The sequence below is a fragment of the Streptomyces sp. NPDC088915 genome (assembly GCF_044749825.1).
In the GTDB taxonomy this organism is placed as follows: Bacteria; Actinomycetota; Actinomycetes; order Streptomycetales; family Streptomycetaceae; genus Streptomyces.
The window spans coordinates 241,059-261,272 of the sequence record NZ_JBIVIR010000014.1 but is presented as its reverse complement, the minus strand read 5'-3'; the positions used below and the strand labels follow the sequence as shown (position 1 = coordinate 261,272).

The window sequence follows — 20,214 nt, the reverse complement described above, 5'->3', positions numbered from 1 at the left end:
CCCCCGGGTCCGGCCCCGCCACGGGAAGGCCCCGGAGGGGCGGGAAACCCCGGGATCACCACTCCAGGGCGAAGGGCCTGCCCGTCGAGGCGAAGTGGCCGACGTTGACGCACTCGGTCGCGCCGATCCGCATCCGCCGGGCCAGCGGCTGGTGGACGTGGCCGAAGAGGGCGTAGCGCGGCCGGGTGCGCCGGATCGCGTCGAGCAGGGCCCGGCTGCCGCGCTCGAAGCGGCGGGCCACCGTGTCGTAGGTGAGGTCGGGGACCTCCGGCGGGATGTGGGAGCAGAGGACGTCGACCTCGCCGAGCGCCTCGACCTTCGCCGCGTACTCCTCGTCGGAGATCTCGTACGGCGTGCGCATCGGGGTGCGCAGGCCCCCGCCGACGAAGCCGACGACGAGGCCGCCGAGCTCGACGCGCTCCCCGTCGAGGACGGTCGTCCCGGGCCGGGCGAACTCGGGCCAGAACCGGGGGATGTCCACGTTCCCGTAGGTGGCGTACGTAGGGGTGGGGAAGGCGGCGAAGAGTTCGGCGTACTGGCGGCGCACGGCGGCCTCGATGGCGGTGGTGCGGTCGACGCCCAGCTCGGCCCAGAGGCGGCGGCCCAGGTCGCGGGCCTCGTCGAAGCGGCGGGCGGTGCGCAGCTCGACGAGCCGGTCGGCGTTCTCGACGCCGAAGAGGTCGGGGAAGATGCCCCGGCCGTGGTCGGCGTAGTCGAGGAAGAGGACCAGGTCCCCGAGGCATATCAGGGCGTCGGCGCCCTCCCCCGCCCGGGCGAGGTCTCCGGCGTTGCCGTGCACGTCACTGACCACATGGACTCGCATGGAGCCACCTTAGGGGGCGCCCCGGCGGCCGGTCCGGGAATCGGCCCCCGGACCGGCTCCCAACCCCCCTACCTGCGGTTACTTCCGCGTCGGGAAACCGGTGGACTACTGTTCGCGGAGCACCGTCATGCGTGTGTGACGCACGGAACATCTGGCCGGGACCCCCTATCGGGAACCACGTACTGATGGGTAACGTCCGGGCAGTCCAGTCGTGCTCACCCCCACTGAGCACCTGACCGAATATGGACTATCCGGTGCATCACACAGAGCCGTGGCGCCGGCGCCCGATGAGGAGCAGCAGTCTTGCGCGAGTTCAGCCTTCCGGCCCTGTACGAGGTCCCCGCGGACGGCAACCTGACGGATCTCATCCGCCGCAACGCCTCCCAGCACCCAGACGTCGCCGTGATGGGGCGCAAGGTCGACGGCGTCTGGACGGACGTCACCGCCACCGAGTTCCTCGCCGAGGTCCGCGGGGCCGCCAAGGGCCTGATCGCCGCGGGGGTGGAGCCGGGCGACCGCGTGGCGCTGCTCTCCCGCACCCGTTACGAGTGGGTGCTCCTCGACTTCGCGATCTGGAGCGCGGGCGGCGTGACCGTGCCGGTGTACGAGACCAGCTCGCCGGAGCAGATCCAGTGGATCCTGGGCGACTCGGGCGCGAGCGCCGTCCTGGTGGAGAGCGCGGCGCACGAGGAGTCGGTGGCCTCGGTCCGGGCGGACCTGCCGGAGCTGAAGAGCGTGTGGCGGATCGAGGACGACGCCGTCGCGCGCCTCACCGCCGACGGGGCCGGGGTCTCCGACGAGCTGCTCGACGCGCGCATGTCGGCGGCGAACGCGGACGATCCGGCGACGATCGTCTACACCTCGGGCACCACGGGCCGCCCCAAGGGCTGCGTCCTGACCCACCGGGCCTTCTTCGCCGAGTGCGGCAACGTGGTGGAGCGGCTGAAGCCCCTCTTCCGTACCGGCGAGTGCTCGGTGCTGCTGTTCCTGCCCGCCGCGCACGTCTTCGGGCGGCTCGTCGAGGTGGCGTCCGTGATGGCGCCGATCCGGCTGGGCTGCGTCCCGGACATCAAGAACCTCACGGACGAGCTGGCCTCGTTCCGGCCGACGCTGATCCTGGGCGTGCCCCGGGTCTTCGAGAAGGTCTACAACTCGGCGCGGGCCAAGGCGCAGGCCGACGGCAAGGGCAGGATCTTCGACAAGGCCGCGCACACGGCCATCGCGTACAGCCGGGCGCTCGGCACCCCGCAGGGCCCGTCCTTCGGCCTGAAGCTGAAGCACAAGCTCTTCGACAAGCTGGTCTACGGCAAGCTGCGGGCGGTCCTCGGCGGGCGCGGCGAGCACGCGATCTCGGGCGGCGCGCCGCTGGGCGAGCGGCTCGGCCACTTCTTCCGGGGCATCGGCTTCACCGTCCTGGAGGGCTACGGCCTGACGGAGTCGTGCGCGGCGACCGCGTTCAACCCGTGGGACCGGCAGAAGATCGGCACGGTCGGCCAGCCGCTGCCGGGCTCGGTGGTGCGGATCGCCGACGACGGCGAGGTGCTGCTGCACGGCGAGCACGTCTTCACGGGGTACTGGAACAACGAGGCGGCGACGGCCGAGGCGCTCGCGGACGGCTGGTTCCACACGGGCGACATCGGCACGCTCGACGAGGACGGCTACCTGGCGATCACCGGCCGGAAGAAGGAGATCCTGGTGACCGCGGGCGGCAAGAACGTCGCCCCGGCGGTCATCGAGGACCGGATCCGGGCGCACGCGCTGGTCGCGGAGTGCATGGTGGTCGGCGACGGGCGTCCGTTCGTGGGCGCGCTCGTCACCCTGGACGAGGAGTTCCTCGGCCGCTGGGCGTCCGAGCACGGCAAGCCGGCCGGTGCGACGGCGGCGTCCCTGCGCGACGACCCGGAGCTCCTGGCCGAGGTCCAGCGGGCGGTCGACGACGGCAACGCGGCGGTGTCCAAGGCGGAGTCGGTCCGCAAGTTCCGCGTGCTGCCCGCCCAGTTCACGGAGGAGGCGGGGCACATCACCCCGTCCCTGAAGCTGAAGCGGAACGTGGTGGCGAAGGACTTCGCGGACGAGATCGAGGCGATCTACCGGGGCTGAGCCCGGACCGTGTGGGAGGAGGCCCCGGACGATTCGTCCGGGGCCTCCTCCCATGGCGTCCGTACCGCTCAGAGCAGTGCGCGCAGCCGTTCCGCGAGGAGGTCCCAGCGCCACTTCTCCTCGACCCAGGCCCGGCCCCGTGCGCCCATGCGGGCGCGGAGTTCGGGGTCGAGGAGGAGGGCGGCGACGCGGTCGGCGGCCTCCTCCGGGGATCCGCCGCGCACGACCCAGCCCGTCTCGCCGTCGAGGACGGCGTCGGGGGCGCCGCCGGAGTCGCCCGCGACGACGGGCAGTCCGGTGGCGGAGGCCTCCAGGTAGACGATGCCGAGGCCCTCGACGTCGAGGCCGCCGCGCCGGGTGCGGCAGGGCATGGCGAAGACGTCTCCGGCCCCGTAGTGGGCGGGCAGTTCGGCCCAGGGGACGGCGCCGGTGAAGCGTACGGATCCGGCCACGCCCGTCTCGGCGGCGAGGCGGCGCAGGTCCTTCTCGTACGGGCCGCCGCCGACGATCAGGAGGACCGCGTCCGGAACCCGGCGCAGGATGTCCGGCAGGGCCCTGATCAGGGTGTCCTGGCCCTTGCGCGGGACGAGCCGGGAGACGCAGACGACGACCGGCCGGTCGCTGAGCCCGAGGCGGGCGCGGACCTCGTCGCCGCCGGAGCCGGGGTGGAAGGTCTTCTCGTCGACGCCGGGCGGGAGCTGGACCATCCGGCCGGCGGCGGCGGGGGTGAGGGCCGGGGCGATCCGGGAGCGGGTGTACTCGCCGAGGTAGGTGATCGTGTCGGTGCCCTCGCCGATGCGGCGCAGGAGCTGCCGGGCGGCGGGCAGTTGGGCCCAGCCCGCCTCGTGGCCGTGGGTGGTGGCGACCAGGCGCCGGGCGCCGGCCCGGCGCAGGGCGGGGGCCATCAGGCCGAGCGGGGCCGCGGCGCCGAACCACACGGACGCGCAGCCGTGTTCGCGCAGCAGCGCGGTGGCGCGGGCGGTGACCCGGGGGGTGGGCAGCAGCATGGTGGTGCGGTCCCGGACCACGGTGAAGGGCTGTTCGGCGTCGAACGCGGCCGTCGCCTCGGCCCCTTCGCGGCCGCGCTTCCAGGTGGAGGCGTAGACCACGACCTGTTCGGGGTCCAGGCGGAGGGCCATGTTGTGCAGGAAGGCCTGGATTCCCCCGGGACGCGGTGGGAAGTCGTTGGTTACGATCAGGGTCTTGTGCATCGTGGCCGACAGTACGCGATCGCATCCGCAGCCCGGCACCACCACTCCCCCGCGCGAGCGGGCCGACCGGACGAGGACGAGTCAGTGACGACGGGCGCAGTGGGGAAGGACTCGCGCACGGGCCTGTGGCTTCCCGTCGGCCTCTGGGGCCTCACCCGGGTCCTCCTCCTGGTGTGCGTGTTCAAGGTCGTGGTGATCCCGGGGCCGGACGTCACGTTCGACGTGGAGAACATCTACCGGGGCTGGTACGAGGTGCTGCGGAGCGGCACGTACCCGCTGGACGACGTCACCTGGCAGTACCCGCCGGCGGCGGCGTTCGTGATGTTCGCCCCCGATCTGCTGCCGTTCCTCGACTACGCGTCCGCCTTCTTCGTCCTCGCCCTCCTCTGCGACGCGCTGGTCTTCGGGCTCCTCCTGTACACGGGTCGCCGGGCGGGCCGGACGTCCCGGGGCGCCTGGATCTGGCTGGCGGGCGTCGCGCTGCTCGGCCCGACCGCGTACGCCCGGTACGACGTGATGGTGACCGCCGTCGCGGTGGCGGGGCTGCTCGCGGCCGGCCGGAGCCCGCGGGTCCTCGGCGCGCTCGCCGGTTTCGGGGCGGTCCTGAAGGTGTGGCCGGTGCTGCTGCTCGTGGGCACCCCGAAGGGGCGGGCGGCGTTCCGCTCCTGGTCGGCGGCGGCGGGCGCGGCGGCCGGGGTGCTGCTGCTCTGCGTGCTGTGGAGGCCGGGGGCGCTGTCCTTCCTCTCCTTCCAGCGGGACCGGGGCACCGAGGTCGAGTCGCTGGGCGCGACCGTCTTCCACGTGCTGCGGCACTTCGGCTGGGAGGGCGAGGCGCGGATGAACTACGGCTCGATGGAGTTCCTCGGCCCGTACGTGTCCGCGGTGTCGACGGCCGCGATGGCGGTGACGATCGGCGCCTTCGGCTGGCTGCTCCTTTGGCGGATCAGGGCGCGCCGGTTCGTCTCGTCGACGGTGGCGGACGCGGCCTTCGTGGCGGTGCTGCTCTTCACGCTGACGAGCCGGGTGCTCTCCCCGCAGTACATGCTGTGGCTGGTCGGTCTGGCGGCGGTGTGCCTGGCCTTCCGGTCGAGCCGGATGGAGCGGCCCGCGCACCTGGTGGTCTGGGCGACGGCGGTGACGCAGTTCGAGTTCCCGGTGTGGTTCTGGCACGTGACGCGGAGCGATCCGCTGGGCATGGCGGTCCTCTTCGCGCGCAACGGCCTGCTGGTCGCCGCCGCCGTCCTCGCCTGCCGGATCCTGTGGCGGCAGACGGTCACGGAGCCGCGTCTCGCCGCCGCGACCATCCCCGCGCAGCCGACCGGAGCGGACCGCGAGAAGACCCTGTCCGGCTCGCTCCGCTGAGCGCCGGGCGGCCTAGGGCCTGTCCGCGGATCAGGGTCGGACAGGTCGCGGCGTCTGGTGCGGTGCCTCGCAAGGCGCCGGAGCGGCTCGATAGCGGAGCTATCGGGACGTTTCGGCAACGCGGCGAGGTGCCGTGCCAGGCGTCGCGGCCCCGGCCATGATCCGCCGGACAGGCCCTAGCCGAGCTGCTCCTTCACGTACGCGCGCCAGTCCTCGGTGAACTCCTCCGGGGTGGTGTCCAGGACGTCGTGGAGCGCGTTCTCCACCGCCCCCTCCCGGCCCGGGTGCGCGCCCACCGCCCGGTAGAACGCGGTCAGCTCCTCCTCGCCCCAGCGCTCCGCGATCAGCTCGCAGGCCAGCCAGCCGCCCTCGTAGGCCCGTGCCAGGGCCTCCGCGTTCCCGCCGAAGGCGAAATCGGCGTCCTCCGGGAGCCGGGCCGGCGACTCGCCGTCGCGGACCGCGCGGCTCAGCTCGGGCGCGGCCTGCGCGGAGGTGCGGTCGGCGTCCCGGTAGGCCACCCAGTCCGCGAAGCCCTCGGAGAGCCAGACCGGGGTCGACGGGGTGGTGTGGGCGCGGGTGGCGACGTGGACGGTCTCGTGGGTGAGGACGAGCTGCCGGCCGAAGTCGCCGAGGATCCCGTACGCGTCGGGGTTGACGATCACCCGGTCGGCGGGCGCGTCCGTCCCGCCCCTGGTCTCGCCCGTGGTGACGGCCGCTATTCCCCGGTAGGAGTCCCCCGGCGCCCCGAGGAGCTCCCCCATGGCGTCCAGGGTGCCGGGGACGAGGACGACCACCCGGCGGGCCCAGTCCTCGGGCCAGGCCGCGGCGACGGCGGGGACCGCACGGTCGGCCGCCGCCGCGACCTCCCGGAGCCGCGCCCGGTCCTGGCCGACGCCGAGGACCAGCGCGTGGGCGCCCCGCACGACCGTGACGTCGCCCTGCTCCCAGAGCTGCCGGGGCGCGCCCGGCGCGGGCCGCTCGCCGGTCACGTACCAGCGTCCGTCCCGCTCGGTGAGGTCCAGGACGCGGGCGCCGGTGACGGGCCGCCGGTCGTGGCCCCTGAGCCGGTAGCCGAGGTCGACGCGGGCGGTGACCCGGTCGGGGGCGGTGCGCTCGACGCCGGTGACCTCGTACGACCAGCCGTCGAGCGGCACCGCCGCGAGCCGCCGGTAGAGGGTGAGGGCGGCCGGCGCGTACGCGGGGTCGAGGGCGGCCCGGTAGCCGGGCTCGTCGCGGGCGAGGAGGGCCCTGGCGTGCTCGTCGAGGAGCGTCTGGATCTCCCGCGTGGTCGCGCGGGCGGGCCCGGTCTCCGTGCAGCCGACGAGGCCCGTCAGGGCGAGCAGCAGGGCCAGCAGGCAGAAGACCGCCGGCCGTCGCGCTCCGTACCCCTGACCCGCCACGCCTCCGATCGTACGGTCCGGAGGGCGGGGGCGGCCTCCGGGGCGGGGGCCGTGCGGTCCGGGTCAGACCCGGGTGACCGTCACGTGCGACATCATGTTCACCGGGTCGTAGCGGACCCGGGCACCCGGGTAGGGGGCGTGGATGACCTGCCCGTTCCCGACGTACATCGCCACGTGGCTGGCGTCGCCCCGGTACGTGACGAGGTCCCCCGGCCGCGCCTGCGAGAGCGGCACCTGCCGGCCCGCGTACCGCTGGGCGGCGGAGGTGCGCGGCAGGCTGATCCCGGCCTGGCGGTAGGACCAGACCATGAGGCCGGAGCAGTCGAAGGCGGAGGGGCCGGTCGCCCCCCACACGTACGGCCTGCCGACCGCGCCCCGGGCGGCGGCCACGGCGGCGGCGACCCGCGAGGAGACCGGGCCGGCGTCCGCGGCGGCGGGCATCGCCTCCCCGGCCGGTCCGCCGGGGGCGCCGGCGGACCGGGCGTCCTCGCGGCCACCGGTGCGGGAGGCGCGCTCCTCGAAGTCGGCGCGCTCCTCGGCGGTGAGGGAGGCGAGCACCCGGCGGGCCTCGGCGAGCTTGCGCTCGACGGTGCGCTTGTGGCGGGCGACCTCGGTCCGGCTGCGCTCCAGCTCGGCCAGGGCCGTGCGGGCCTCGCTCCGCTGCTGGCCGAGGCGGCGCTGCTCCCGCAGGAGTTCGCCGAGCGCGGCGCCCTGGCGGGCGGTGAGCCGGTCGAGGGCGGAGGCGCGTTCGAGGTAGCTGTCCGGGTCGGAGGAGAGCAGCAGGGCGAGGGCGGGGTCGATGCCGCCGGAGCGGTACTGGGCCCCGGCGACCGAGCCGAGGACGCCCCGCATGCGGTTGACGCGCTCCTGGCCGCGGGCGAGGCCGTCCCGGGCCCGGGAGACCGTGCGGCGCAGCGCGTCCGCCTTCTCGTCGGCCTCGTTGTAGCTCTCCGTGGCCCGTTCGGCCTCCTCGAAGAGGCGGTCGACCGTGGTCCGGGCGGCCCCGGTGCCGGCTCCGGGGTCGGCGCTCGCGGGGACGGCCCCGAGGGACGCCGCCGCGGTGGCCGCGGCGGCGGCGGTGAGGACGGTGACCCGGGCGGGTCGGCGGTGGGACGCCACGGATCGCGCTCCGTTCGGCTCGACGCAGACTGGCGCGGCAGACAGTAGCCGCTGATCACTCTCCGTCCAACGAGGGCGCCGGGCACACAAAGTGACGCCCCGCCGGAGAACACAGGTCACCGGCGGGGCGTCGGGTCAGCGTGCGTCGCGGCGAACCACCCGTTCGGGCGGCATGCCGCGGCGGGTCGCGGGGTCAGCCTCCGATGCGGACGCCGAACTGGAACGTGCCCAGGTAACCGATCGCCTCGTAGCGGACGTTGGCGCCCGGGTAGGGGGCGTGCAGGACGGTGTTGTTGCCCGCGTACAGGCCCACGTGCGACAGGTTGCTGAAGAAGACCAGGTCGCCCGGCTTGAGCTGGCTGCGGCCGATCTTCGTGCCGTCGTTCTGCTGGGTGTAGGTGACGCGGCTGAGCTTGACGCCGGCCTGGCCGTAGGCCCACTGGGTGAGGCCGGAGCAGTCGAACGAGGAGGGGCCCTCGTGGCCGGAGGCGTACGGCATGCCGACCCGGGTGGCGGCGGCGCTCAGCGCGGCGGCGCCGAGGCCGCTCGCGGGGGCCTCGTTGCCCAGGTCGACCCGCTCGCCGGCGGCGCGGCTGGCGCGCTGCTCCTTCTTCCGCTCCTCCTCCGCGATCCTGTCCTTCTCGGCCTGGGTCAGGGTGTTGAGGAGCTTCTGGGCCTCGGCCAGCTTGCCCTGGTACTTGCGCTTCTTGTCGCCGAGGGACTTGCGGACGGACTCCAGGTCGCCGAGCTTCTCGGCGGCCTCGGCGCGCTGCTGGGAGAGGGTGCGCTGCTTGGCCTGGATCGCGGTGAGCACGTCGGCCTGCTGCGCGCTCAACTGGTCGATCGCGGACGCCTTGTCGAGGTAGGTGTCCGGGTCGCCGGAGAGGAAGAGCTGGAGGGCCGGGTCGATGCCGCCGGAGCGGTACTGGGCGCTGGCGACCGAACCGATCTTGTCGCGCAGGGCGTTGAGCTCCTGCTGACCGCGGGCCACCTTGTCCTGGAGCTCGCCGATCTCCTTCTGGAGCTTGCCCCGGCGCTCGTCGGCCTGGTTGTACTGCTCCGTGGCCTCCTCGGCCTCGTGGTGCAGCTCGTCGACCTTCGACTTGACCTCGTCGATCTTGGGCTTGGCGGGGGCCGCCTGGGCGCCGGACTGGGCGGTGAGGGCGACGGCCGCGGCCGCGGTCACGGTGAGCACGGTCACACGGGCGCGGCTCGGCTGCTTGGGTCGACGGTGGGACGCCACGAAGGCGATCTCCTTCTTCCTCGAGCCGCCCGGCCGGTCAGGGGCAGGCGGTTCCTCCGCCGTCACCCCGGATGGGTGATCAACCGCGCGAAGGTTCGAGCCCTGACCCTAGTGACCGAGTTGTGATCATTCAAATCCCACCGGAGAAAATCTCGCTCACGCACCACATTATTTACATACATCGCACGGGCAGTGAGGGGCGGTTGACGGTCCGCCGTCCACAATCCGGGCATAAGGGCCAGGAGTTGCGAGGCGTTACGAGAGCCGCGAAAGCCGCTTCAGCAACAAGGCGGACGCGACCGGCCGCGCCCCCGCCTTCGCCACCCCGTCGGCCACCTCGCGGTCCGTGGAGACCACCACGACCGGCCGCCCCGGCGGCTCCGCCCGCACGAGCTGCCGGATCAACTCGTCGGCCGTGACACCGGGCTTGGAGAACAGCACCCGCACCCCCCGCGGCGGCGCGAGGAGCACCGGGGCCGCCAGCTCCGCCCCGTCGAAGACACAGGTGACCTCGGCGCCCGAGCGGGCCGCGAGGGCCGAGAGCCCGCCGAGCAGCCGCAGCCGCTGCTTCTCCAGGGGCATCGTCGGATAGCCGGTCTTGGTGACGTTGTAGCCGTCGACGACCAGGTGCGTCTGCGGCAGCGACAGGAGCTGGTCGAGCAGCGCCGGGTCGGTCTCGGAGAGCGCCCGCGCCGCGATGTCCTTCGGCGACATCCGCCCCGGCTCCACCGCGTCCACGGTGTCCGCCGGATGCGTCGAGACGGGCGGCAGCGCGAGTTCGCGGCGCAGCCCCTGGGCCGCGTCGAGGACCGTGTCGAGCAGCAGCCGCAGCCGCATGTCCTCCACCGAGCGCCCCTCGCGGGCGGTCCTGCGGCTGGCCTCCAGGGCCGCCTCGACCTCGCCGAGCCGGGCCCGCAGCCGCCGGCTCTCGCTCTCGGCGGCCGACACCTGGGCCGCCGCCTCCGCCCGCGCGGCCTCGATCTCGCCCTGGGCCCTGCGCAGCGCGGCCTCGCCCCGCTTCACGTCGCTCTGCGCGCTGCGCAGCTTGCGGTGGAGCGACTCGGCCTCCTTGCGGGCCGCGTCGAGGTCGTGCCGCAGCTGCTCGGTCTCGCCCCGGGAGCGGTCCCGGGCGGCGGCGAGCTCCTCGCGCAGCCGCTCCAGCTCGCGCCGGCCGGCCTCGTCGGCCCGCTCGGCGTCGGCCCGCAGGGCCTCCTCGCCGGCGGCGGCGACCAGCTTGACCCAGCCGGGCGGGCGCAGCACGTAGGCGGCCGCCGCCACGTCGACGGGGTCGGCGGCCGCGGGCGGGGTGCCGCCCTCCACGGCTCCGGCCAGCTCGGGCTGGCCCTGCTTGAGCCGTTCGCCGATCCGCTGCCGGAAGAGCGGGTCGCTCTCCAGGGCGGCCGCCATCGCGTTGCCGGCGAACTTGGCCCGCCGGCTCGCGGTGAACCGGGCGTACTGCCGCAGGGGCGCGGGCAGCTCCGCGACGGTCAGCCCGCCGAAGGCGTCCGCGACCAGCGCGACGACCCGCCGCCGTACGCCTTCCGGCAGTGGGTGGTCGAGCGTCTCGGCAGCGTCACCTGCCGCGCCGGCCGGCTCTCCACCGTGCGCGGGCTGCTCCACGATCCGTCACCCCTATGTCGTCCGCGCCGTCCCTCAGGAGGCGGCGCCCGGCCTGTCCACCAGTTCGATCTGGTCCACCGCGTTGCACCAGCGGCAGCGGACCGACTCGATGGTCTCACTGACCACCTGCCGCTCCTCGACCGTCGGCTCCCCGGCGAGGTCCAGATGGACGTACTCGACGACCTTGGACGAGCGGGTCACGTCGAATCGGGTGAGGTTGCCGCAGAGCGTGCAGCGCCAGCGGGTCTCGGCGGTCGGCAGGGGAACCGTCGTCATCGAGCCGTCCTTCTTCCTGTTGCGTGGTACTCAGGTGCGGGAGCCGCGGTGCGCCGTCGAACTGCGGTCGTACTGCCCGCAACCCTACGGCCTCACGGCCCGGCGGGGGCACGGCGAGGCGCTCTGTCCCCTTCGTCCCGGGTGGGCCATGATCGGTCCGTGATCGATTGGCGAAGCGCGGTGACGGGTACCTGGCGGGGCGTCCGCGGCGGGCCCGCGGTGACGTACGGCCTGATCGCCGCCTGCTGCCTCCTCTTCCTGTTCGGCCCGGTCTCCGGACTGAACCCGGTGTACGGCACGGGGGACGCGGTCCTGGCGGCCCAGGGCTCGTACTTCCGCCGCTGGGGGGTCGTCCCCGCCGAGCTGATGGGCGGCGAGCCGCGCGCCCTGCTCACCCCGCTCACCGCGCTCTTCGTCCACGGGAGCTGGCTCCACCTGCTGGGGAACATGCTCTTCCTGTACGTCTTCGGCGCGATGGCCGAGGAGCGCATGGGCCGGTTCGCGTACGCCCTCTTCTACCTGGGCACCGGCTACCTGGCCCTCGCCGGGTACGCGGCGGCGCACGCCCACAGCGAGCAGACCCTCGTCGGGGCGTCCGGGGCGATCTCCGGGGTGCTGGGGGCCTTCCTCTTCCTCTTCCCGCGCTCCCGGGTCACCAGCCTCTTCCCCTTCCTCTTCTTCCTGCCGCTGCGCTTCCCCGCCTGGATCGTGCTGGTCTTCTGGTTCACGCTCCAGTGGATGGCCGCGCGGGCGGCGGGCGCGGGGCCGGGCGTCGCCTATCTGGCCCACGTGGTGGGCTTCGCGATCGGCTTCCTCTACGCCTGGGTGCGCTACCGGGGTGGGGATAGAGTGAAAGCCCCAGCCGCGGCGACCGAGGGAGAAAGCCAGCCGTGATCACCGCGATCGTGCTCATCAAGACCAGCGTGGACCGCATCCCCGAGATCGCCGAGTCGATCGCGGCGCTCGACAGCGTCAGCGAGGTCTTCTCGGTGACCGGCACGTACGACCTGATCGCCATGGTCCGGGTGCCGCGCCACGACGACCTCGCGGACGTGATCCCCGGCAGCATCAGCAAGATCCCGGGCGTCGAGGCCACGGACACGCACGTCGCGTTCCGCACGTACTCGCAGCACGACCTGGAGGCGGCCTTCGCCATCGGTCTGGAGTCCTGAGGCTCCGCGCGCACGGAAACGGTGAAGGGGCCTCCCGGTCGGGAGGCCCCTTCACCCGTACGAGTGAGCGATCAGCCGCGGTCGGGGACGCAGCGGCCGTCCTCGGTGCGGTACTTCCACTGGGCGCCGTCCCGGACGAGCTCCTTCACGGCGCCGACGAACCGCTCCACGTGCTCGTCGGGCGTACCGGCGCCGAAGCTCACCCGGATGGCGTTGAGGGAGCGCTCGCCGGGCGCGGCCTCGGGGGCGCCGCACTCGCCCGGGTCCTGCGGGTCGCTGCCGAGCAGGGTGCGGACCAGCGGGTGGGCGCAGAAGAGGCCGTCGCGGACGCCGATGCCGTACTCGGCGGAGAGCGCGGCGGCGAAGTGGGAGCTGTTCCAGCCCTCCACGACGAAGGAGATGACGCCGACGCGCGGGGCGTCGTCGCCGAAGAGCGAGAGCACCCGGACCTCGGGGACCTCGGCCAGGCCCGCGCGGACCGTGGCGATCAGGTGGTCCTCGCGGGCGACGAGGGCGTCGAAGCCGGCCTCGGTGAGGGCCTTGCAGGCGGAGGCGATCGAGTAGACCCCGATGACGTTCGGGGAACCGGCCTCGTGCCGGGCCGCGGTGGTGTGCCACTCCACGTCCACACCACCGTCGGCCCGACGCGCCACCTTGCGGGAGGCGCCGCCGCCCGCGAGGTAGGGCTGGGAATCCTGGAGCCAGTCGGCGCGGCCGGCGAGGACGCCGGAGCCGAAGGGCGCGTACAGCTTGTGCCCGGAGAAGGCGACCCAGTCCACGTCGAGGTCGGTCACGGAGACCGGGTGGTGGGGCGCGAGCTGGGCGGCGTCGAGCACGATCCGGGCGCCGTGGGCGTGCGCGGCGGCGGCCAGCTCCTTCACCGGCCACAGCTCGCCGGTGACGTTGGAGGCGCCGGTGACGCAGACCAGGGCGGGGCCGTACGGGTCGCGGGCCGCCAGCGCCCGCTCCAGGGTCTCGACGGCCTGGGCCGGGGTCCGGGGCGCGTTGAGGTAGGTGACCCGGGCGTCCCGCCACGGCAGCAGCGAGGCGTGGTGCTCGGTCTCGAAGACGAAGACCTGGCAGCCGGCCGGGACCGCGGCGGCGAGCAGGTTGAGCGAGTCGGTGGTGGAGCGGGTGAAGACGACCTGGTCGCCGGGGCGGCAGTCGAGGAACTCGGCGACGGTGGCGCGGCTGTTCTCGAAGAGGTCGGTGGAGAGCTGGGAGAGGTAGCCGGCGCCGCGGTGGACGCTGCCGTAGTAGGGGGCGTACGCGGCGACGTCGTCCCAGACCCGCTGGAGGGCCGGGGCGCTGGCCGCGTAGTCGAGCGCCGCGTAGGTCACCTCGCCGCCGGTGACGAGCGGGACGGTCACGTCCCGGCCGAGGACGGGCAGCGGGGCGGCGCAGCAGGGGTCGGCGGACTCGGTGGCGGCGGACTCGACGGCCCCGGCGACGGCGGTGGTGACGGCGGTGGCGGCGTTCGGGCGTGCGGACATGGCGGTATCTCCCGGCGGGCGGTGCGGAATGGCTTCGGTGAATCCCGTACGCGGCCGGAGACGGCGGGGCACGGGTGAGGCCTCGGAAGACGTGGGGGTACGCGGAAGGGACCCTGATCCGAGGGTGAAGAAGGGGCGGACTCGCCCTATCGCATTCGCTTGCTCACGGAAAAAGCTCCTCGAGAGACCAGGACCCCTGGTGTTCGAGGGGTCCGCGCTTGCCGTAGACCTCGCTGCCTACGGCCTGGTCATCACCCGGGGCACCCCGCCACGGACGGAGGGTTGCCGGACAGCAAGCCGGGGCCAAAACGCTGTCACTCGTGACCTGAAGAGCATCCTGCCACATGATCGCCGCCGCGCAAGACCCCGGTCCGCATGCTGGACCGGGGTCGTACGGCCAATGGCCGGAACACTACGCGTTGCTGACGGCGATCCACCGCTCCAGGGCCCGGCGGGCGGCGCCGGAGTCGATCGCCTCGGCGGCCCGGTCGATGCCGGCGCGGATCTGCTCCACCAGGGTGCCGTCGCCCGGCGCGAGGGCCGTGAGGGCCGCCGCCGAGTTGAGCAGCACCGCGTCCCGCACCGGGCCGGTCTCCCCCGCGAGCAGCCGGCGGGCCACGTCGGCGTTGTACGAGGCGTCCGCGCCGCGCAGCGCCTCCACGGGCACGAGGTCGATGCCGGCGTCCCGGGGGTCGAAGGCCTCCTCCCGCACCGCGCCGTCCCGGACCACCCAGACCCGCGAGGTGGCCGTGGTGGTCAGCTCGTCGAGCCCGTCGTCGCCGCGGAAGACCAGGGCGGAGGAGCCGCGCTCGGCCAGCACCCCGGCCATGATCGGGGCCATCCGGGCGTCGGCGACGCCGGTCGCCTGGGCCCGGACGCGGGCCGGGTTGGTGAGCGGACCGAGGAAGTTGAAGGTGGTCCGGATGCCCAGCTCCTTGCGGGCCGCGGCGACGTGCCGCAGCGCCGGGTGGAACTTCACCGCGAAGCAGAAGGTGATGCCCGCCTCCTCGGCGACCTCCGCGACCCGGCGCGGAGTCAGCTCCAGGTTGACGCCGAGCTTCTCCAGGACGTCGGAGGCGCCGGAGGCGGAGGAGGCCGCCCGGTTGCCGTGCTTGACGACCTTGGCGCCGGTGCCGGCGACCACGATCGCCGACATGGTGGAGATGTTGACGGTCTTGGCGCCGTCGCCGCCGGTGCCGACGATGTCGACGGAGGGGCCGGGCACCTCGATCGTGTTGGCGTGCTCGTACATCGTCCGGACGAGGCCGGTGATCTCCTCGACGGTCTCGCCCTTGGCGCGCAGGGCGACGGCGAAGCCGGCGATCTGCGCGTCGGTGGCCTCGCCCCGCAGGATGCGGTCCATGGCCCAGGCGGTGTCCTCGGCGCTCTGGTCGCGGCCGGACAGCAGGCCGTCCAGGACGACGGGCCAGGAGCGGCCCGCCGTGGTAGGTCCTCCAGCGGGGGTCGCAGCGCTCACGGCAGCTCCTGGGCGTCGTCACGTACGGATACGGGCCCACCCTATCGACCCCCGGGGACGGCGAAGAGCCCCGTCCATCGAATGGACGGGGCTCTCGCCGTGGCGACTTTCAGCAAGTCGGGAGGTTCGGGCGATCAGTGGTGGCCGTGGCCGCTCTGGATCTCCTTGTACTCCTCGACGGTGGGCTTGGCGATCTGGCTGTCCTCGCCGTAGTAGCCCTTGTTGAGCTTGACCCGCAGCTTCTCCAGGCGGCCGACCTTCCGCTCGACGCCGTTCTCGTCGACGGCCGGCGGCAGCTCGGCGGGCGCGTACTGCTCGTGCGCCGTGAGGCGGTGCAGCTCGCCCTGGCTGAGCGGCTCGTGGACCTCGACGAACTCGCCGTGCGGCAGGCGCTTGATGATGCCCGACTCGCGGCCGTGCAGCACCTTGTCCTTGTCCCGGCGCTGGAGGCCGAGGCAGATCCGCTTGGTGACGATGAACGCGATGACCGGACCGGCGAAGAAGAAGATCCGCACGAACCAGGTGATCGAGTTCAGCGACAGGTGGAAGTGCGTCGCCCAGAGGTCGTTTCCACCACCCACGAGCATGATCATGTACGCGGTGATCCAGGCGACGCCGAAGGCGGTGCGCGTCGGAGCGTTGCGCGGGCGCTGCGCGATGTGGTGCTCGCGCTTGTCGCCGGTGATCCAGGACTCGATGAACGGGTAGACCGCGATCGCGGCGAGGACCGCCGGGAAGATCGCCAGGGGGATCATCACGCCCAGGACCAGGGTGTGGCCCCAGAGGTTGATCTCCCAGCCCGGCATGACGCGGATCAGGCCCTCGGCGAAGCCCATGTACCAGTCGGGCTGGGCGCCGGTGGACACCTGGTCCGGGCGGTACGGGCCGAGCGCCCAGATCGGGTTGATCGAGGCGATCGCCGCGATGACCGCGATGACGCCGAAGACCAGGAAGAAGAAGCCTCCGGCCTTCGCCATGTACACGGGCAGCAGCGGCATGCCGACGACGTTCTTGTTCGTGCGGCCGGGGCCCTCGAACTGCGTGTGCTTGTGGACGAACACCAGGATGAGGTGGGCGACCATCAGGCCCAGCATGATGCCGGGCAGCAGCAGCACGTGCGCCGAGTAGAACCGGGCGACGAAGTCGCCGCCGGGGAACTCCCCGCCGAACAGGAACATCGAGAGGTACGTGCCGACGATCGGCACGGACAGGATCGCGCCCTGCATGAAGCGGACACCGGTGCCGGAGAGCAGGTCGTCCGGGAGCGAGTAACCGGTGAAGCCGGTGAACATGCCCAGGAAGAACAGCAGGAAGCCGAACAGCCAGTTGATCTCACGCGGCTTGCGGAACGCGCCGGTGAAGAAGACGCGCATCATGTGCACGAACATGCCGGCGAGGAAGATCAGCGCCGCCCAGTGGTGGATCTGCCGGATCAGCAGACCACCGCGCACCTCGAACGAGATGTGCATGGTCGAGTTGAACGCCTCGGACATCAGCTGTCCCTGGAGCGGGACGTACGGGCCCGCGTACTCCACCTCGTTCATCGACGGGTGGAAGAACAGCGTCAGGTAGACGCCCGTCAGGATGATGATGAGGAAGCTGTAGAGGCAGACCTCGCCCAGCATGAAGGACCAGTGGTCCGGGAAGATCTTCCGCATGTTGGCCTTGGCCAGCGTGTAGATCCCCAGGCGGCCGTCGGCCCAGTCGGCGACCCGCTCACCGGCGGGCGCTTTCTTCTTGGTATCCGTCACGGTGCTCATCCGCGCTCCCAGAAGGCAGGACCGACGGGCTCGTCGAAGTCGCCGAGCGCCTCCAGGAAGCCCTTGTCGTTCACGCCGATCCGCAGCTGCGGAAGGGGGTGACCGGCCGGGCCGAAGATGACGCGGGCGCCGTCGGAGAGGTCGAAGGTGGACTGGTGGCACGGGCAGAGGACGTGGTGCGTCTGCTGCTCGTACAGGGAGATCGGGCAGCCCACGTGGGTGCAGATCTTCGAGAACGCGACGATGCCCTCGTGCGACCACTCGAGCTCGCGCTTGTCCTTGATGTCCTCCGGCTGGATCCGGACGATCATCAGGGCGGCCTTGGCGATCTGGGTCTGGAAGTCGTGGTCGTGCTCCGAGAGGCCCTCGGGCATCGCGAAGGTCAGCGAACCGACCGCGACGTCCTCGGGACGCAGCGGCTCGTGCGTGTTCATGTTGATGAGCTGGAGCCCCTTGGCCCACATCGTGGTCCGGAGCTTCTTCTCGGGCAGCGGGCCCATGTCGCGCAGCAGGACGATGCCGGAGAGCGGCACGAGCGCCAGCGCGCCGAACATCGTGTTGCGGATGAGCTTGCGGCGGCCCATGCCGGACTCGGCGGCACCGGCCGCGAAGTCCGCCATGACCTTCGCCTTGACCTCGGGCGACGCCTCGATCGGGTGACGCTCGTCGGCGACCTCGACGTCGGACATCAGGGTGCGGGCCCAGTGGACCGCGCCCGCGCCGATGAAGAAGAGGGCCGCGCCGAGGGTCAGACCCAGGGCGAAGTTGAGCGCGGACACCCGGCCGAAGGGCCAGATGTACACGATCTTGTCGACCGGGAAGATCACGTACGAGGCGATGAAGCCGACGGTGGCCAGCATCGACAGCGTGAACATGAAGGCGACCGCGCGCTCGGACCGGCGAGCGGCCCGCTCGTCGATGTCCTGGATGCGGGGCTTGTGGGGCGGGAGGCCCGGGTCGGCGAACGGGTCGTCGGCGACCTTCACCGCGCCGTGCGCGGTGTCCTGCACTGCCGGCAGGTTCTCTTCTGGAATCTCTTGGCTACTCATGACTTCTTGGCCTTAGCGGTGTGGGCCGCGACCCAGATGGCAACTGCGATCAACGTACCCAGGCCGAAGATCCAGCCGAACAGACCTTCGGAGACCGGGCCGAGGCCACCGAGCGAGAGACCGCCCGGGCTGTCGGCCTTCTCGCTGTTGACGGCCTGGACGTACGCGATGATGTCCTTCTTCTCCTTCTCCGGCATGGTCGTGTCCGGGAAGGAGGGCATGTTCTGCGGGCCGGTCTGCATGGCCTCGTAGAGGTGCTTCGGGCTCACGCCTTCGAGGCTCGGGGCGTACTTGCCGTGGGTCAGCGCGCCACCCTCACCGGTGAAGTTGTGGCACTGGGCACAGTTGGTGCGGAACAGCTCGCCACCCCGGGCGGCGTCGGCGCCCGCGGGGTCGTACTGCTTCCCGGTCGGCGTGATCGGACCGGCGCCGAGGGAGGCCACGTACGCGGCGAGCTGGTCGATCTCGGCCTGCGAGTAGATGTTCTTCTTCTTCGGGACCTGGGCGCCCGGCTGCTGGGCCGGCATGCGGCCCGTGGCGACCTGGAAGTCCACGGCGGCCGAACCCACGCCGACGAGGGACGGGCCGTCAGAGGTGCCCTGACCGCCGGTTCCGTGGCAGCTTGCGCAGCCGACGGAGTAGAGCTTCTTCCCCTCCTCGATGGCGAGGGACTGGGCGGTCTCGTCGGCCTTCGCCGTGCCCGCGGGCGCGAACGCGGCGTACAGCCCCCCCGTGGCCGCCAGCGCGAGAAGTAGGACGACGACCGCCGCCAGCGGATGGCGTCGTCGTGCGGAGAGCTTTTTCACGGATTACCCCGGTGTCAGGATCTTCTGCGTCGATGCTTGCTGGATGTCTCGGTCCGCCGGGTCGGCGGGACCGATTACTTGATCATGTAGATCGTGGCGAAGAGGCCGATCCAGACGACATCGACGAAGTGCCAGTAGTAGGACACGACGATGGCGGCGGTTGCCTGCTCGTGAGTGAACCTCTTGGCGGCGTACGTCCGGCCGAGGACCAGCAGGAAGGCGATGAGACCGCCCGTCACGTGCAGGCCGTGGAAGCCGGTGGTCAGGTAGAACACCGAGCCGTAGGGGTCCGACGAGAGGGAGAGCCCCTCGTGCTTGACCAGCTCGGTGTACTCGAAGACCTGGCCGCCGATGAAGATCGCACCCATCACGAACGTGATGATGAACCACGTCCGGAGCTTCTTCACGTCGCCCCGCTCCGCGGCGAAGACGCCGAGCTGGCAGGTGAGGGAGGAGAGCACCAGGATCGTGGTGTTGGTGGCCGAGAACGGGAAGTTCAGGGCCGAGGCCTTTTCCGCCCAGAAGTCGGCACCCGTCACCGATCGCAGGGTGAAGTACATCGCGAAGAGGGCCGCGAAGAACATCAGCTCGGAGCTCAACCAGATGATGGTTCCGACGCTGGTGAGGTTCGGTCGATTGACCGACGGGTGTGCGTGCCCTGTTTCTACTGTCGTTACTGTCGCCACGACCGACATTATGTCGGTCGCTTATCCCGCCCTCACTCCGGGGGGTGCCGTTCGGAGTGTCAGGGGGGTGTGTCCAGCCCGAACGGCCCAGCGCGGAGCCCCCCGGAGACCCTTCGAACAGGTGTTGAACGGGTGTTGACGGGCTGTGGACCGGAGTAGCATCCGCCGCGTCGGACGACGACCTTCCCACGGACTTCCCCACGGAGGAACGATGCAGTCGAGTGCCACGGTCCTGGTCTACAGCGACGACGCGAACACGCGTGCACAGGTGCGGCTCGCGGCCGGACGCAGGCCCGCGGCCGACGTTCCCCCGGTCGAGTTCGTGGAGTGCGCCACACTGCCCGCGGTCCTGAAGCGCCTGGACGAGGGCGGGATCGACGTCTGCGTCCTGGACGGCGAGGCCGTGCCGGCGGGCGGCATGGGGGTCTGCCGGCAGATCAAGGACGAGGTCTTCCGCTGCCCGCCGGTGCTGCTGCTCATGGGGCGCCCGCAGGACGCCTGGCTGGCCACCTGGAGCCGGGCGGACGCCGCGGTCACCCTTCCGGTGGAACCGGTCGAGTTCGCGGCGTCCCTGGCGTCCCTGCTGCGCTCCCGCCTCTCGATCGGCGCGTGAGCCG

Annotated in this window: 18 protein-coding genes and 1 riboswitch; of the genes, 5 read left to right on the top strand and 13 right to left on the bottom strand. The window is 72.3% G+C overall.

Annotation, left to right across the window (positions count from 1 at the left end; all coding sequences use genetic code 11):
- Positions 1–55: 55 nt before the first annotated feature.
- The gene (locus ACIP5O_RS25320; RefSeq protein WP_356543643.1) at positions 56–823 is read right to left on the bottom strand and encodes a metallophosphoesterase; all 768 of its coding nucleotides are present in this window, start codon (positions 821–823) and stop codon (positions 56–58) included.
- Positions 824–1,126: 303 nt separating this feature from the next.
- On the opposite strand from ACIP5O_RS25320, the gene ACIP5O_RS25315 reads away from it, so the two are divergent.
- The gene (locus ACIP5O_RS25315) at positions 1,127–2,923 is read left to right on the top strand and encodes an AMP-dependent synthetase/ligase (protein WP_356543645.1); all 1,797 of its coding nucleotides are present in this window, start codon (positions 1,127–1,129) and stop codon (positions 2,921–2,923) included.
- A gap of 68 nt (positions 2,924–2,991) precedes the next feature.
- Here the strand turns inward: ACIP5O_RS25315 and ACIP5O_RS25310 are convergent, their stop codons facing one another.
- Positions 2,992–4,134 carry a glycosyltransferase family 4 protein gene (locus ACIP5O_RS25310; protein WP_401296926.1) on the bottom strand — a complete coding sequence of 381 codons (1,143 nt, stop codon included), beginning with the start codon at positions 4,132–4,134 and terminating at the stop codon, positions 2,992–2,994.
- An 84-nt stretch (positions 4,135–4,218) separates the two neighbouring features.
- Between ACIP5O_RS25310 and ACIP5O_RS25305 the strand changes: the two genes are divergently transcribed.
- Positions 4,219–5,496 carry a glycosyltransferase 87 family protein gene (locus ACIP5O_RS25305; protein WP_401296924.1) on the top strand — a complete coding sequence of 426 codons (1,278 nt, stop codon included), beginning with the start codon at positions 4,219–4,221 and terminating at the stop codon, positions 5,494–5,496.
- 176 nt (positions 5,497–5,672) lie between these two features.
- Here the strand turns inward: ACIP5O_RS25305 and ACIP5O_RS25300 are convergent, their stop codons facing one another.
- The 5 genes from ACIP5O_RS25300 to ACIP5O_RS25280 all read right to left on the bottom strand — a co-directional run bounded on the left by ACIP5O_RS25300 (position 5,673) and on the right by ACIP5O_RS25280 (position 11,154).
- Positions 5,673–6,896 carry a hypothetical protein gene (locus tag ACIP5O_RS25300; protein WP_401296923.1) on the bottom strand — a complete coding sequence of 408 codons (1,224 nt, stop codon included), beginning with the start codon at positions 6,894–6,896 and terminating at the stop codon, positions 5,673–5,675.
- 63 nt (positions 6,897–6,959) lie between these two features.
- Positions 6,960–8,015, bottom strand: a complete 1,056-nt coding sequence (locus tag ACIP5O_RS25295; protein ID WP_356543651.1) for an NlpC/P60 family protein — start codon at positions 8,013–8,015, stop codon at positions 6,960–6,962.
- A 193-nt stretch (positions 8,016–8,208) separates the two neighbouring features.
- Positions 8,209–9,258 (bottom strand): NlpC/P60 family protein, encoded by a 1,050-nt coding sequence (locus ACIP5O_RS25290; protein WP_401296921.1) that lies wholly within the window; start codon positions 9,256–9,258, stop codon positions 8,209–8,211.
- A 255-nt stretch (positions 9,259–9,513) separates the two neighbouring features.
- Positions 9,514–10,878 carry an NYN domain-containing protein gene (locus tag ACIP5O_RS25285; RefSeq protein ID WP_401296920.1) on the bottom strand — a complete coding sequence of 455 codons (1,365 nt, stop codon included), beginning with the start codon at positions 10,876–10,878 and terminating at the stop codon, positions 9,514–9,516.
- Positions 10,879–10,911: 33 nt separating this feature from the next.
- A complete protein-coding gene (locus ACIP5O_RS25280) occupies positions 10,912–11,154 on the bottom strand; it encodes a hypothetical protein (RefSeq protein WP_015033005.1) in 243 nt (80 codons plus the stop codon).
- Between the two features lie 159 nt (positions 11,155–11,313).
- On the opposite strand from ACIP5O_RS25280, the gene ACIP5O_RS25275 reads away from it, so the two are divergent.
- Positions 11,314–12,048 (top strand): rhomboid family intramembrane serine protease, encoded by a 735-nt coding sequence (locus ACIP5O_RS25275; protein WP_356543657.1) that lies wholly within the window; start codon positions 11,314–11,316, stop codon positions 12,046–12,048.
- Complete coding sequence (locus tag ACIP5O_RS25270; RefSeq protein ID WP_030205672.1) at positions 12,045–12,326, top strand: Lrp/AsnC family transcriptional regulator; 282 nt, start codon at positions 12,045–12,047, stop codon at positions 12,324–12,326. Before ACIP5O_RS25275 ends, ACIP5O_RS25270 begins: the two co-directional genes overlap by 4 nt.
- Before the next feature lie 71 nt (positions 12,327–12,397).
- Here the strand turns inward: ACIP5O_RS25270 and ACIP5O_RS25265 are convergent, their stop codons facing one another.
- The 6 genes from ACIP5O_RS25265 to ACIP5O_RS25240 all read right to left on the bottom strand — a co-directional run bounded on the left by ACIP5O_RS25265 (position 12,398) and on the right by ACIP5O_RS25240 (position 19,606).
- The gene (locus tag ACIP5O_RS25265; RefSeq protein WP_401296917.1) at positions 12,398–13,819 is read right to left on the bottom strand and encodes an aminotransferase class V-fold PLP-dependent enzyme; all 1,422 of its coding nucleotides are present in this window, start codon (positions 13,817–13,819) and stop codon (positions 12,398–12,400) included.
- Positions 13,820–14,028: 209 nt separating this feature from the next.
- Positions 14,029–14,145: riboswitch (SAM riboswitch) on the bottom strand.
- Positions 14,146–14,231: 86 nt separating this feature from the next.
- Entirely contained in the window at positions 14,232–15,296 is a 1,065-nt protein-coding gene (gene trpD / locus ACIP5O_RS25260) for an anthranilate phosphoribosyltransferase (RefSeq protein WP_401296915.1), read from the bottom strand.
- A gap of 134 nt (positions 15,297–15,430) precedes the next feature.
- Positions 15,431–17,056: a cytochrome bc complex cytochrome b subunit gene (locus ACIP5O_RS25255; RefSeq protein WP_401296913.1), complete on the bottom strand. Its 1,626-nt coding sequence runs from the start codon at positions 17,054–17,056 to the stop codon at positions 15,431–15,433.
- The gene (locus ACIP5O_RS25250; protein ID WP_401296912.1) at positions 17,053–18,105 is read right to left on the bottom strand and encodes a Rieske 2Fe-2S domain-containing protein; all 1,053 of its coding nucleotides are present in this window, start codon (positions 18,103–18,105) and stop codon (positions 17,053–17,055) included. Before ACIP5O_RS25250 ends, ACIP5O_RS25255 begins: the two co-directional genes overlap by 4 nt.
- Positions 18,102–18,911 carry a c-type cytochrome gene (locus tag ACIP5O_RS25245; protein ID WP_356543665.1) on the bottom strand — a complete coding sequence of 270 codons (810 nt, stop codon included), beginning with the start codon at positions 18,909–18,911 and terminating at the stop codon, positions 18,102–18,104. The genes ACIP5O_RS25250 and ACIP5O_RS25245 overlap by 4 nt, the downstream gene beginning before the upstream one ends.
- Positions 18,912–18,985: 74 nt before the next feature.
- Positions 18,986–19,606 carry a heme-copper oxidase subunit III gene (locus ACIP5O_RS25240; protein WP_125658266.1) on the bottom strand — a complete coding sequence of 207 codons (621 nt, stop codon included), beginning with the start codon at positions 19,604–19,606 and terminating at the stop codon, positions 18,986–18,988.
- A gap of 202 nt (positions 19,607–19,808) precedes the next feature.
- Here ACIP5O_RS25240 and ACIP5O_RS25235 point away from each other — a divergent pair, with 202 nt between their 5' ends.
- Positions 19,809–20,210, top strand: coding sequence for a hypothetical protein (locus ACIP5O_RS25235; RefSeq protein WP_401296909.1), 402 nt, complete (start codon positions 19,809–19,811; stop codon positions 20,208–20,210).
- Positions 20,211–20,214 lie beyond the last annotated feature (4 nt).